This is a genomic window from uncultured Clostridium sp. (genome assembly GCF_934754915.1).
In the GTDB taxonomy this organism is placed as follows: Bacteria; Bacillota; Clostridia; order Clostridiales; family Clostridiaceae; genus Clostridium.
Map to the genome: position 1 here is coordinate 1 of NZ_CAKVKB010000089.1, position 13,584 is coordinate 13,584.

The following is a 13,584-nucleotide window of genomic DNA, read 5'->3' on the forward strand; positions in this document are numbered from 1 at the left end:
GAATGTTTAAATAGTCTGTAATGGGTAAAAGCAGATTATTTAACTAAAATATGAGAAAATAAAGAAAGACTGTTGTATATAATTGTTTTTTATAAACAGTCTTTTTAATATTATTATTTATAAGGATGTGTGATTAATGAATAAAATATACAAATGTTTTCCTCAAGGAAAAACAAAAGCGTTAACTATGAGTTATGATGATGGTAGAGAATATGATATTCCACTTATTAAAATATTTAATAAATATAATATAAGAGCCACTTTTCACTTAAATTCAAATATTGATAAAGACCCTTTGAGCATACGGAAATATGGAAAAAGAATAGATATAAATAATAATCTCCTCAGCATATATAAAGGTCATGAAATAGCATGCCATACAGCTGATCATATCCCTTTAAATAACTCAATCAATAATGCAGATAGTAGAAAATAGAAAAGCTTTAGAAAACATTTTAAAATATCCAGTAAGAGGTTTTTCTTATCCTTATGGCTTATATAATGAAAAAATTAAAGACATTCTTGAAAATTTAGGAATAGAATATGCAAGAACAGTTAAAGTGACAAATAATTTTGACCTTCCTGATGATTTTTATGAATGGAATGGAACATGTAGACATATTGATGAAAATCTAATGAATCTGTGTGATGAATTTTTATCAATAAATCAGAGCAATAGATTGAATTTGATGTATGTATGGGGCCATAGTTATGAATTTGAAAGAGATAATAACTGGAGTTTAATAGAAGATTTCTGCAGAAAAGTAGGAAATAGAAATGATATTTGGTATGCAACCAATATTGAAATCGTTGATTATCTTAAAGCATATGAAAATCTAAAATTTTCTTTCAATGGAGATTTTGTATATAATCCTGGATATAAATCAGTATGGATTAATTGTAATAATAAAATATATGAAATAAAAGGAGGACATAAAATAAATTTACAATAGATTGATAATGTATGATAACAACTATCAGTTACTGCATTAATTTTGAATAATTTCTATAATATACATAATATTAATGCCAACTTAAGAAAAAATTAAGCTTTATCTGATAAAATTAATACAATATATAATTAATAAGTAAAATTATGTATTAAAAAACATCTTGGGAGGAAATAAAATGAAAAGCTTAATGAAAGGTAAATTGAAGCTTAATCCAAAAGGTATAAGCATAAAAAACTTAAAAAGCAACAAGAAGAAAATTGCTATAGTTTTAATTTTGCTTATAATCATCGTAATAGGAGGACATTCTTTTCTTAGTCCTAAAGAACAGGTAATTACAGATTACATAGAACTTCAAAAAGAAGATCTGGTTAAAAATGTAAATGTTCTAGGCAATATAGAAAGCAATGAAAAAGTAAATGTTTATTCAACTTTAAACAATGTTGTAAAAGAAGTCAACGTAAAAGTTGGTGACAAAGTTAATAAAGGAGATATATTGTGTATATTAGATTCAAGTGAACTTGAAAGAGAAATTTCTCAAACAAGCCAAACAATTGATGCTGATAAACAAAAATCAAAAATTGAATTAGATACAAAAAAGCAAACTTATGAAAATGCTGAATATATATACAATAACAATATAGATTCTTCACTAACTGACTGTGAGGAAGCATTAAAAGTTGCTAAAATAAAACTTGATGATTCGCAAAAAGACTACAATCAAAAAGAGACTTTATTTGAAAATGGTGCTGCAACACAAAAAGAACTAGATGATGCCAAATCAGTTCTTGAACAATCAAAATCAGATTATGATAAGTGCTATATAGATTTAGAAAATAGAAAAATAAAGTCAAAACAAGAAGTTGAAGATGCTAAAAATCAATACAATTCTGCACTTGTAGAATATAACAACAATAAGGATGAAATATTACTTCAAGGTAAAAAGGAAGATCTTGATAAATGTATAATATCAGCACCTATAAGTGGTACTATTACAACAGTAAATGCTTCTGTAGGAAATGCAGCTCAAGGAATATTATTTACTGTAGAGAATCTAGATGATCCTGTAATAACAGTAAATGTAAAAGAAGTTGATATTAATAAGATAATGCCAGGTCAAGAAGCAGAAGTAACAACTGATGCAACTCCAGATGATGATTTTGCATTAGGAAAAGTTGTTAGTTTAAGTGATGCTGTAAATACTAATAATGATTCTGATATAAAAAGTGGTAACAACTCTTCAGGCAGTTCATCTACTTCAAATACATTTGAAGCAAAAATAAAACTTGATAATCCATCAGAAAATGATTATATAAAGGTTGGAATGAACGCAAAAGCTAATATAATACTTGAAAAATCAGAAAATGTTTTTGCTGTTCCATTTACTAGTATTTTAGAAGAGAATGATGAAAAGTTTATTAAAATTGCTAAAGAAAGAGATGACGGAAAATATGAAATATGCAAGATTCCTATTACCACAGGACTTGAAACTGATATGGCTGTAGAAATTAATAATTCTGATTTAAAAGAAGGAGATAAATTAATAAGCGATCCAAATCTTTATGATGAAGGAGAAATAGTTACACTTGCCCCTCTTGGAGGAGATATGTATGAATAATAATATTATTATAATGGATAATATAGTAAAAAGTTTTTATATTGGAACTCCTAATGAACTTAATATTTTAAAAGGAATTAATATAAGTGTAAGACAGGGCGAATTTGTATCTATTGTTGGTGCATCAGGATCTGGTAAAAGTACATTGATGAATATAATAGGTGCATTGGACAAGCCCACTGATGGTAAATATATTTTAGATAGTATTGAGGTGGGTTCACTTAAAGACAGCAGACTTTCTGAAATAAGAAATAAAAAGATAGGATTTGTATTTCAGACATTTAATCTTATTCCAAGAAGTACAGCTTTAAGCAATGTAGAACTTCCAATGCTGTATGCTGGAGTACCTAAAAAACAAAGACGTGAACGAGCTGAAATGCTTTTAGAACTTGTAGGAATGAAAGATAGGATGAATCATAAACCAAATGAACTTTCAGGAGGTCAGAAGCAGAGAGTTGCAATTGCACGTGCCCTTGCAAATGATCCAAGTATAATACTTGCAGATGAACCTACAGGAGCTCTTGATTCTGCTACTGGGAGACTTGTTATGGACATATTTCATAAAGTTCATGAAAAGGAAGATAAAACAATAGTATTTATAACGCATAATAATGAGTTAGCAAAAGAAACTGAAAGAATAATAACTTTAAAAGATGGACAGATAATTTCAGAAGAAAAAAATTTAAAATATACAAGAAGGTTTGAGGAGAGTGATAAGCTTTGTTTATAATGGAAAATATAATGCTTGCAGTAGCAGGACTTAAAGCAAACAAAATGCGTTCACTTCTTACAATGCTGGGAATAATAATAGGAATCTCTTCTGTTATTTCTATAGTATCTATAGGAAATTCTTTAAGTTCAGAATTGAATGATACTTTATCACAACTTGGAGCCAATAATATAGTATGTCAGATAAGTCCAAGGGATAATGACTGGAATTCAGAACCAGATGATAGTGATCTCTTTTCTGATGAAGATGTTGATAATATAAAATCTATATTTAAAAATAAAATAGAAAATATATCAGTTTCTCATAACTCTACAACAGGAACTATGAGAAAAGGTTATTCAAAAGCTAATGTATCAATTGTAGGTGTTAATAGTGATTATGGAAAAGTAGAAAATATAAATTTGATTAAAGGACGATTCATTTCAGAAGACGATGTCAAAGGAGATAAAAGAGCTGCAGTAGTGTCTGATGATTTTGTAAAGAAAATATTCAAAAATAATGAAAATCCTCTCGGAAAAGAAATAAAAATCACATGTACAGAAGATATTAAGACTTACTATATAGTAGGAGTATATAGATATCAGACTAATATGTTTGAGAGGATGGGGGGAATGGAATCAGAAAGTGAAAGAACAACTCAGCTTTATACCACTGTCTCAAGTGTTGTAGAAAATGAAAAAAACAAGAATTATTCATATATGACATTACAGCCAGCTAAAGGTACTGATTCAAGAGTGATTTCTGAGGAACTTACTAAATACTTAGCAAAGCACTATAAAGATAATAAAAAGTATACAGCTTCAGCTTATGCACTTGAAAATGAAGCTGAATCCATGAATAAAATGCTCTCAACAGTTTCTATTGTAATATCAGTAATTGCAGCAATATCACTACTTGTAGGAGGCATAGGTGTAATGAATATAATGCTTGTATCTGTAACTGAAAGAACTAAGGAAATTGGTACACGTAAAGCTTTAGGTGCACAGAATTATCATATACAGATACAATTCATAACAGAAGCTGTAATAATATGTGCAATAGGAGGAATTATTGGAATTGCACTTGGAATATCTATTGGTGCATGTATAAGCATGGTAATGGGTACTCAAGCTTCAATTTCTATTCCAACAATTCTAATAAGCTTTGTGTTTTCAATGACAATAGGTGTATTTTTTGGACTCTATCCTGCAAGAAAGGCTGCAAAACTTGATCCTATTGAAGCATTAAGATACGAATAATCTAATAATAATTTTTTGAAATTAATGTTATAATCAATATAGAAAGAGGTGGTAACTTTTATGAAATTAAAGCATTTAATAGTAACAGCTTCAGTAATAACAATTATTGGTGTGAGTATTTTTCAAATTACAAACTTTAATTTTAATGACAATAAAGAATTACAAAAGAAAAATATGAATGATTTAAAATTCAGTAATGTTCAGACTTCAATAAAAAATGATGATTCAATAATTGTAGAATCATTGCCTGTTCCTGATACAAGTGTAGAAATAGAAGCCAGTTATTTGAATTAGCATGAATTTTTTGTTAAAAGAATAACAAAATTATTGTAAAATATATTGTACAGTGTTAAAATATGTCTGGGTAGTATCTTTATAGAACTATACCAGACTTTTTTTCATTAGAATCAATACAACTCATATCTATATGAATGAGATTGAAATTAGGATGTTGTATCACTTAAAATCGGAGGTGATACCATATAAAAATTGGATTTATTGGTCCTGGGAAGGTAGGCGTGAATTTAGGACGTTACTTTACTCAAAAAGGAATAAAATTAAGCGGCTTCTATGGCAGAAATTCATCTTCTGTTAAAAAAGCTTCAGAAATAACAAATTCAACATTATATACAAGTTATGAAAAAATTATTAAAGATAGCGATATATTATTTATAACAACACCTGATGATATCATTTCAACCATAGATAGAGAACTATCAAAATTTGATTTAAAAAACAAATCAGTATGCCATGCAAGTGGTTCACTCAAATCAACTGTTTTATCTAATGCTAAATTATCTGGTGCATTAATCTATTCTATACATCCCATGTTTGCATTTTCTAATAAAGAAGTTCCTTTAAATAAAATGGAAAATATGTTTTTTTCAATTGAAGGAGAATTAAATGCTCAAAATATAGATGATATTCCAATTATAAATCTTATCAACTCTCTTGGTAATAAATATTTTATAAGAGATATAAATGATTCAGCTACATATCATTTAGCAAATGTTTTTGTATCTAATCTTGTTTTATCACTTATTAATATTGGGACAAGTTATTTGGAAAAACTTGGATTAACCGAACATGATGCAATTCATGCACTCTTTCCATTAATTCAAGGAAATATTGAAAATATTTATGAAAATGGATTTGAGAAATCTTTAACGGGTCCAGCTGTAAGAGGTGATATTGATACAATAAAAAAACATCTTCAGGTCTTAAATGATGAGGATAAAGATGTATATACTTCATTATCATTAAATCTATTAAAACTCGTTGGAAACAGCAGATTTGATGATTCAATATCTGAATTTGATAAAAAAGACAATATTGACTTTGAACATTTATATATAAAAGAAAATGCATTAAAAAATTTATTAAATACGTCAATGAAACATAAAGAAATATTCAAAATATTAGGGGGAACAGAATAGTGAAAAATACAGTTTTAACATTCCAAAAAGCTAAAGAAAACGGTGAAAAATTAGCAATGCTTACAGCTTATGATTATTCAATGGCAAAAATCATAGATGAAAGCGGAGTGAATGGAATACTTATTGGAGATTCTTTAGGAAATGTAATCAAAGGTGATGACGATACATTAGGAGTTACTGTAGATGATATAATATATCATACTAAAGCTGTTAAAAAGGGTGCTAAAAATGCACTTATTGTAAGTGATATGCCATTTTTATCATATCACGTATCTGTTGAACAAGCAGTCATGAATGCCGGAAGAATTATAAAAGAAGGAGGAGCAAATGCTGTAAAGCTTGAAGGAGGAGCAGATTTTGCACCACAAATCAAAGCAATCGTAAATGCTCAGATTCCTGTAATGGGACATTTGGGATTAACTCCTCAATCAATAAATGCATTTGGTGGATTTAAAGTTCAAGGAAAAAGCGAGGAGGCAGCAAAAAAACTTATTGCTGATGCAAAAGCATTAGAAGAAGCTGGTGTATTTGCAATTACACTTGAAGGTATACCTGCAAAAGTAGCTGAACTTATAACTAAAACTGTATCAGTGCCAACAATAGGAATTGGTGCAGGAAAGGATTGTGATGGTCAGATACTTGTATATCAAGATATGTTAGGAATGTTTGATGACTATGTTCCTAAATTTGTAAAACAATATGCTAATATAGGTTCTGTAATGAGAGAAGCTATAAGTTCATATGTAAAAGAAGTTAAAGAAGTTAGTTTTCCAGAGGAAAAACATACTTATAAAATTGATGAGAATGAATTAAAGAGATTATATTAATATTTTGTTATAAGATAACTTATTATAATCTCAGTTATGTAAGTTTAAGTGATTTTAAAAATGTTATAACTTAAAATAAAGTTATATATTATCAATAATTATATTTTATAAAGGATGAAGCAGTATGTTAGTAAAAAAAATTGATGAAGTAAGAAATTTAGTGAAAGAGTGGAAAAAACAAGGGTTAACTATTGGCTATGTTCCAACAATGGGAGCATTACATGAAGGACATGAAAGTCTTATTAAGAGAGCAGTTTCTGAAAATGATAAAGTAATTGTAAGTGTATTCGTAAATCCAACACAATTTGGACCTAACGAAGATTATGATTCTTATCCAAGAAATATAGAAAAGGATATGGAATTATGTAAAAATGCAGGAGCTGCAGCAGTATTTAATCCTGAGCCATCTGAAATGTACTTTGATAATAAATCTACTACAGTAAGTGTATCAGGCCTTACAGATGTTCTTTGCGGTGCAAGAAGACCAGGCCATTTTAATGGAGTATGTCTTGTAATAACTAAGTTTTTCAATATAATTAAACCAGACAGAGCATACTTTGGACAAAAAGATGCCCAACAAGTTGCAGTTTTAAAAAGAATGGTAAGAGATTTGAGTTTTGATGTTGAAATAGTACCATGTCCAATAATAAGAGAAGAAGATGGACTTGCCAAGAGCTCAAGAAACACTTATTTAAATGAAATGGAAAGAAAGGCAGCCTTAGTTTTAAGCAGAAGTTTAAAAATTGCAAAGGATATGTTAGACAAAGGTGAAAGAAATGCAGATAAAATTAAAGAAGCTATGATTTCTGAAATCAGTAATGAACCATTAGCTAAAATAGATTATGTTGAAATAGTTGACAGTGAAGATTTAATCAGTGTTTCAAATATTGAAAGAACTGTTCTTGTACCAATAGCAGTTTATATTGGAAAGACAAGATTAATAGATAATTTTACTTATGAAATATAAATTTAAATAAATTCTATAAGATATAGAGATTTCATATTTATATTGCCAATTTAAATTTTGAAAATACACATACCAGGGAGGAATATCATGATATTAACAATGTTAAAAGGTAAAATACACAGAGCTGTAGTAACTCAAGCTGAATTAAATTATATGGGAAGTATAACTATTGATAAAACATTAATGGAAGCTGCTGGAATAATTGAAAATGAAAAAGTTCAGATTGTAGATAATAATAATGGTGCCAGGCTTGAAACATATGTTATTCCAGGAAAGAGAGATTCAGGAATAATATGCCTTAACGGAGCTGCTGCACGACTTGTTCAGCCAGGAGATCAAGTTATAATTATTGCATATGCACAAATGGAAGAAAAAGAAGCAAAAGAATATAAACCTAAAGTTGTTTTTGTTAATGAAGATAATACAATAAAAGAAATCACTAATTATGAATATAATGATTAATTGTTAACCTGTATTTAATAACAAGCTGCATATAAAGATTAAATTTTATAGATATAAAATATTTTGATAAAAATTTAGAATCTATATATAATTAAAATCTTTAATGCAGCTTTTTTAATAATTTGAATAATTTTATAAATGTATGATATAATAAAAGTGTGTATTTTTTGATTTTAATGTAAAATATACAAAATAAATTAAAAATTTACTCATAGATATTTAACAAAATAATAAGGAAAAATATATTCATGTTTGATAATATGAAATCATCTAGATTATTAATTGTTTTTATAATTGTTGCATTATTTAATTTATTAGTCCATAATCTTCTAATAAGTTTTATATGTTCTTCTGTTTTTTTAATTTTATCTTTAAAACATATAATACAATTTTCAAATAGAAATATTGAAATGAATAGTGAGTTAAAAAGACAGGCACTTATATATAATGGTATAATTTTTATTATAAGTATTTTTTGGTTTTTGGCTGTAATAATAATGTTTTTAGCAGTAAGCGCCTTATTAAGTATAATAAAAGGACTTATAATATGGATATCATCCTATATAAAAGATTTTTTGATTATATGAATACTGGGCAGTAATATAATGTAACTAATTAAATAAAATGTATATCAACAGACGAGAAAGGAGCTTAATATTATGTTTAATATACCTAATAACACAAAACCATCGTTATCTTTAAATCCAACAAATGCTAACAATAATTTTACTAATCAAAATACACCACAATATGCTAATAACCAGGGTTTTCAGCAGCCTGTTAACGCCACTTCTCAAAATTTTGGACAAAATATGCAAATGCAGCAGTCATTTAATTCAGTTCCTCAAAACAACAATTCTGAAGGAGTAATATTAGCAAAAGGACAAAAAGTGAGTTTATCAAAATTCAATGCAGCTCTTGATGAAATTGATGTATGCCTTGGATGGGATGTAAGTTCTCAAAATTATGATCTTGATTCAGAAGCTTTTCTTTTAGGACCTGATGAAAAAGTTATAGGAGATGACTGGTTTGTCTTTTATAATCAGACATGTTCACCTGATGGTTCAGTAATACATTCTGGAGATAACAGAACCGGTGAAGGTTATGGAGATGACGAAATAATAAGCATAAAGCTATCTAAAGTTAGTCCATCTGTAAGCAAAATAGTATTTATAGTTACTATTAATGAAGCAAAGGAAAGAAATTTAAATTTTGCAGGTGTTTCCAATGCATTTATAAGAGTTGTAGATAAAAATAATAATAGAGAACTTGTTAGATTTAACTTAACTGATTATTACAGTACAGTAACTTCAATGATGGTTGGAGAAATATATAAGAAAAATAGTGAATGGCGTTTTAATCCTATTGGAAATGGAACAGATGATGATTTATTTGGATTATGCAGAAGATATGGAGTTAATGTTGCTGGATAAAATAAATATAATTATAAAAAAGGAGGAAAAGTGACATGTTTAAATTAGAAACATTAAATGAATTAACATGTAAAGCCACAAGTGTGGATGGACGCGGAGCGTTATATACTAAAGCTGGAGCAATGATTGCTTATACTGGTCAATGTAAATTTGAAAAAGTACTTTTAGGACCACAAGGAAATCCTATGGGAGCACTACTTGGTCAAATAGGAAGAAGACTTACAGGTGAAAACATGCCTCTAATGAAAATTGAGGCATCATCAGGATCAGTATCATTTTTTGCAAATCTTTCTCAACATGTAACCGTTGTTGATTTAATGCCTGGAATGGAACTTAAAGTTGAAAGTGAAAATTTACTTGCATTTACAGAAAATTGTGATTATAGCTTTAAATTTTTAGCACAAGGTGCTATTTCTCAAAAAGGATTGTTCACATCAGTGTTGAAAGCAAAAAGTCAGGGAGCACAGGTTGCAATACTTACAGATGGTAACCCTATAGTTGTTCCAACTCCTTGTTTTGTTGATCCAGATGCAATTGTATCATGGACTGGACCAGATCCAGGATTACATTTAGATCTTGGCTGGAGAAATCTTATAGGCCAATCTTCTGGTGAATCATATTCATTTAAATTTGAACAGCCTGGAGGTCAGGTAATAGTTCAGCCTAGTGAAAGAGAATCAGGATTATCTATAGGAGTTGATGATAACAGATATACACCAGATGTACAGAATAACCAATCATTAGGAGATGCAATGGGAAATATAGGAGATACTGCAAGTAATATTGGAAATATGCTAGGGAATCTTTTCAGATAAATAATAATATTACTCATTACATAAATAAAACCATAGAGGGTTCTAAACTCTATGGTTTTATAATTTTGATCGTATTTTTCTGTGTAAGTTTAATTTTAATTTGATAAAGTTTTAATGGCCTATATAAAATGACAGTTTCTTTAAGGTTTCTTCATACAGCTCATCTACTATATCAAAATTCATAGCATCTATATAATAAGTTTCAAGTTCATCATGTAAAGTATGAGATTTTGAAATACATGATATAGCTTTATTATTAAGAATATCAAAATAAGATTTATCAAAATCAATTTCTGAAGCATTTTTTTCTAATATATCATTGAAACATATTTCATTCATGTTATATTTGCATTGTATATCAGAATAATGAACCCTGCTTATTTCATTAGTAGTAAATATTCCTGTTGAAATTTCAGAAATTATTATGTTTTCTATTCTTTCTGGAATAAATGGATCATGAAAATATTCAACATTATATCCTCGTTTTTGAGCTTCCAATCCAATATCCTTTAATATAATACTTTTCTTTAATCCAGGGCCTCCTTGTAAGACATATAATTTTTCACATTCTTTTGCTAAATCTTTATTAAATGTTACAATTCCATCTGGTGTAAATGCAGAACTAAAAAGATGTCTTTCATTTCCATAATTTCCTTTGTATCCTTTGAAAATTTTATCTTTCATTTCTTCTTCCAAATCTATATATTTAATGTTCTCAACAGCTTTGTTATTAAGCAATGTCCAGTCTTTATGGATTCCTTCTGCACTTTCCATATATTTATATGCACGATTGAAATTTTCACTTATTTCGCTACATATAGAAAGAATAGCTTTTTTATTTTTTTCAAGATATTCTGTATTTAATGCAATTCCAAGATTCAATATTTCATCTACAGCACCAGGTGTTATAGGATCTATCATGTGAGGAGCAGTTGAATCAATTACACCAACATTCAGATCTTTTATTACAATTCCATCAAGAGAATTATTGTCAGATGAGCAGTGATGATATTCAAGTGCATAACCAAGAGATTTAAAATGAGTTCCTATTTTTTTCATAAAGGATGATTTTCCAGTACCTGGCCCTCCTTTTAAACATATTATTCTTTTTGCCTTATCTTGAGACAAGATGTACTTATAAAATGAATAAAAACCTTTAGTTGTATTTCCTCCTGGAAATACATGTCTTTCCTTAACATTATTCATAAAAATACTCCTATTAGAAATTAATCTTCTATATACTATTATGCTTATACATATATTGCTATACTTTTATTAAATTAGAATATATAATATTTACTTCCAAATTCCTTTGATATATAATATTAATAAAGAAAGATATTAATTGCTATTTATGTATGAAACATGAAGTAAACAGGGAGGTGTTATCATGTTAACTACAAATTATTATAGACATTATCAAAATATAATGTCCAGAATGAACAACTATTCAAATTCTTATAATAAAAATTATAGTATGTTTGGTATATCAAATAATTTTAATAAAAATAATTATCAGAATTCACTTAAGAATCTAATGTCTCAACAAGTAAAAACATATTCAGAAAATCTGGAAAAGTTTAAAAAATATAAAGAAGATTCTGAAAAATTCACTTCTCAATTTGAAAGCAAGCTTTCAGAACTTAAGAATTCTTCTAAAAAATTAAAAGCATATTCTGAAGATAGTGTTTTTTTAAATAATAATGGAGATGAAAAATCTCAAAATAGAGTTATAGAAGCAGTTAAAGATTTTGCTGATGATTATAATAATACACTTAAGTTTTTAGATGAAAATTCCTCAGTATCTGATAAGGTTAATGATTTATCTAATTCTTATAAGACAATTAGATACAATTCAGCTGAACTTGATGAAATAGGAATAAATGTAGATTCAAAAACTGGATTTTTATCTGTAGATGAAAAAAAGCTTTCTAGTGCAGTAAAAAATAACTTAAAAAATGTACGTAAAGTCCTTGGAACTTCTTCAGATGGTATAGCAAATAAGATTTATAATAAAACAACCGTAGCTATGATTGATTCTAAAGATTATTATCCAACTGCTCAACTTGATAATAATTATATAAACAAAACTTATTTTTATAATTCAGCTAATAGTTCCATAATACAGTCAAACATGGCATATTCAAGTGGAATTCTATTTAACTATCTTGTATAAATATAAAAACGATATTTAAGATATGATTTTTCTTAAATATCGTTTTTCTTTTGATAACTAATTCTCCCTATGATAAAATAATACTGTTTCAATATACCTATTTTAAGATTTTTCAGAACATGAAAATTTTCATTTGATTTAAAAATCTGACTATGCATGGGTATAAAATATATAAAAACTGTTAAGAATTTAGCAGATATAGAATAAAATCTATTTAATTTTAAGGGAGGATGCAAATTATGGCCTTAACGCCAATGATGGCTGAATATATGAAAACCAAAGAACAGTATAAAGATTGTATTCTGTTCTATAGATTAGGAGACTTTTATGAAATGTTCTTTGATGATGCAGTTACTGTATCAAGAGAACTAGAACTTGTTCTTACAGGAAAAAACTGTGGACTTGAAGAAAGAGCTCCAATGTGCGGGATACCTCATCATGCAGCAGCAGCATATATACCAAGACTTATAAATAAAGGATACAAAGTTGCAATATGCGAACAACTTGAAGATCCAAAACAAGCTAAAGGTATTGTAAAAAGGGGAGTTGTAAAAATAATAACTCCAGGTACTTTTGTTGATTCAAATACAAATCTTGAAAATAATAATACATATTTAATGGCTATAATTGAATGTGATGATAAACTTGCTCTTGCTGCATCAGATATAAGCACAGGTGAATTTAAAACTACATCATTTAAAAATATAAGGATGAGTCTATTAGATGAAATTGCAAAGATAAATCCTAAAGAAATACTCCTTGATATAAATGTATCAGAAAGTCTTCTAAATGACATAAAGGGGATTACAGGAGCTCTTATAACTAAAAGGGATTTTAATAATTTCATGATCAGCTTTGAAGAACTAAAAATGCAGTTTTCTGATTTAGAAACAAGCGGACTCGATAAAGAAAGGGAATATGCAAGCAGAGTT

Annotated in this window: 14 protein-coding genes and 1 pseudogene; 14 read left to right on the forward strand and 1 reads right to left on the reverse strand. The window is 28.0% G+C overall.

Features of this window, described 5'->3' with window-relative positions:
* Positions 1–136 precede the first annotated feature (136 nt).
* From Q0F58_RS19665 to Q0F58_RS12975, 12 genes are all read left to right on the forward strand, one after another.
* Positions 137–436, forward strand: coding sequence for a polysaccharide deacetylase family protein (locus Q0F58_RS19665; RefSeq protein WP_367118186.1), 300 nt, complete (start codon positions 137–139; stop codon positions 434–436).
* On the forward strand, positions 417–953 hold the full coding sequence (locus Q0F58_RS12925; protein WP_367118187.1) for a polysaccharide deacetylase family protein: 537 nt from the start codon (positions 417–419) through the stop codon (positions 951–953). Before Q0F58_RS19665 ends, Q0F58_RS12925 begins: the two co-directional genes overlap by 20 nt.
* A 175-nt stretch (positions 954–1,128) precedes the next feature.
* A complete protein-coding gene (locus Q0F58_RS12930; protein WP_294377256.1) occupies positions 1,129–2,568 on the forward strand; it encodes an efflux RND transporter periplasmic adaptor subunit in 1,440 nt (479 codons plus the stop codon).
* Positions 2,561–3,298 (forward strand): ABC transporter ATP-binding protein, encoded by a 738-nt coding sequence (locus Q0F58_RS12935; RefSeq protein ID WP_294377260.1) that lies wholly within the window; start codon positions 2,561–2,563, stop codon positions 3,296–3,298. Before Q0F58_RS12930 ends, Q0F58_RS12935 begins: the two co-directional genes overlap by 8 nt.
* Positions 3,289–4,536 (forward strand): ABC transporter permease, encoded by a 1,248-nt coding sequence (locus Q0F58_RS12940; protein WP_294377266.1) that lies wholly within the window; start codon positions 3,289–3,291, stop codon positions 4,534–4,536. The genes Q0F58_RS12935 and Q0F58_RS12940 overlap by 10 nt, the downstream gene beginning before the upstream one ends.
* A gap of 60 nt (positions 4,537–4,596) precedes the next feature.
* Positions 4,597–4,830, forward strand: a complete 234-nt coding sequence (locus tag Q0F58_RS12945; RefSeq protein ID WP_294377269.1) for a hypothetical protein — start codon at positions 4,597–4,599, stop codon at positions 4,828–4,830.
* Between the two features lie 224 nt (positions 4,831–5,054).
* The gene (locus Q0F58_RS12950; RefSeq protein ID WP_294377270.1) at positions 5,055–5,972 is read left to right on the forward strand and encodes a Rossmann-like and DUF2520 domain-containing protein; all 918 of its coding nucleotides are present in this window, start codon (positions 5,055–5,057) and stop codon (positions 5,970–5,972) included.
* Positions 5,972–6,799 (forward strand): 3-methyl-2-oxobutanoate hydroxymethyltransferase, encoded by an 828-nt coding sequence (gene panB, locus Q0F58_RS12955; protein WP_294377275.1) that lies wholly within the window; start codon positions 5,972–5,974, stop codon positions 6,797–6,799. Before Q0F58_RS12950 ends, panB begins: the two co-directional genes overlap by 1 nt.
* A gap of 124 nt (positions 6,800–6,923) precedes the next feature.
* On the forward strand, positions 6,924–7,766 hold the full coding sequence (gene panC, locus Q0F58_RS12960; RefSeq protein WP_294377277.1) for a pantoate--beta-alanine ligase: 843 nt from the start codon (positions 6,924–6,926) through the stop codon (positions 7,764–7,766).
* An 87-nt stretch (positions 7,767–7,853) separates the two neighbouring features.
* Positions 7,854–8,228, forward strand: a complete 375-nt coding sequence (panD, locus tag Q0F58_RS12965; RefSeq protein ID WP_294377280.1) for an aspartate 1-decarboxylase — start codon at positions 7,854–7,856, stop codon at positions 8,226–8,228.
* Positions 8,229–8,887: 659 nt separating this feature from the next.
* On the forward strand, positions 8,888–9,661 hold the full coding sequence (locus tag Q0F58_RS12970; protein WP_294377283.1) for a TerD family protein: 774 nt from the start codon (positions 8,888–8,890) through the stop codon (positions 9,659–9,661).
* A 35-nt stretch (positions 9,662–9,696) separates the two neighbouring features.
* Positions 9,697–10,476 carry an AIM24 family protein gene (locus Q0F58_RS12975; protein WP_367118188.1) on the forward strand — a complete coding sequence of 260 codons (780 nt, stop codon included), beginning with the start codon at positions 9,697–9,699 and terminating at the stop codon, positions 10,474–10,476.
* 111 nt (positions 10,477–10,587) lie between these two features.
* On the opposite strand, the gene Q0F58_RS12980 is transcribed toward Q0F58_RS12975, so the two are convergent.
* On the reverse strand, positions 10,588–11,682 hold the full coding sequence (locus tag Q0F58_RS12980) for an ATPase (RefSeq protein ID WP_294377284.1): 1,095 nt from the start codon (positions 11,680–11,682) through the stop codon (positions 10,588–10,590).
* A gap of 184 nt (positions 11,683–11,866) precedes the next feature.
* Here Q0F58_RS12980 and fliD point away from each other — a divergent pair, with 184 nt between their 5' ends.
* Both fliD and Q0F58_RS12990 read left to right on the forward strand, forming a co-directional pair.
* A complete protein-coding gene (gene fliD, locus Q0F58_RS12985) occupies positions 11,867–12,652 on the forward strand; it encodes a flagellar filament capping protein FliD (protein ID WP_294377286.1) in 786 nt (261 codons plus the stop codon).
* 239 nt (positions 12,653–12,891) lie between these two features.
* Positions 12,892–13,584 (forward strand): annotated as a pseudogene (locus Q0F58_RS12990) (DNA mismatch repair protein MutS); the annotation flags it as partial.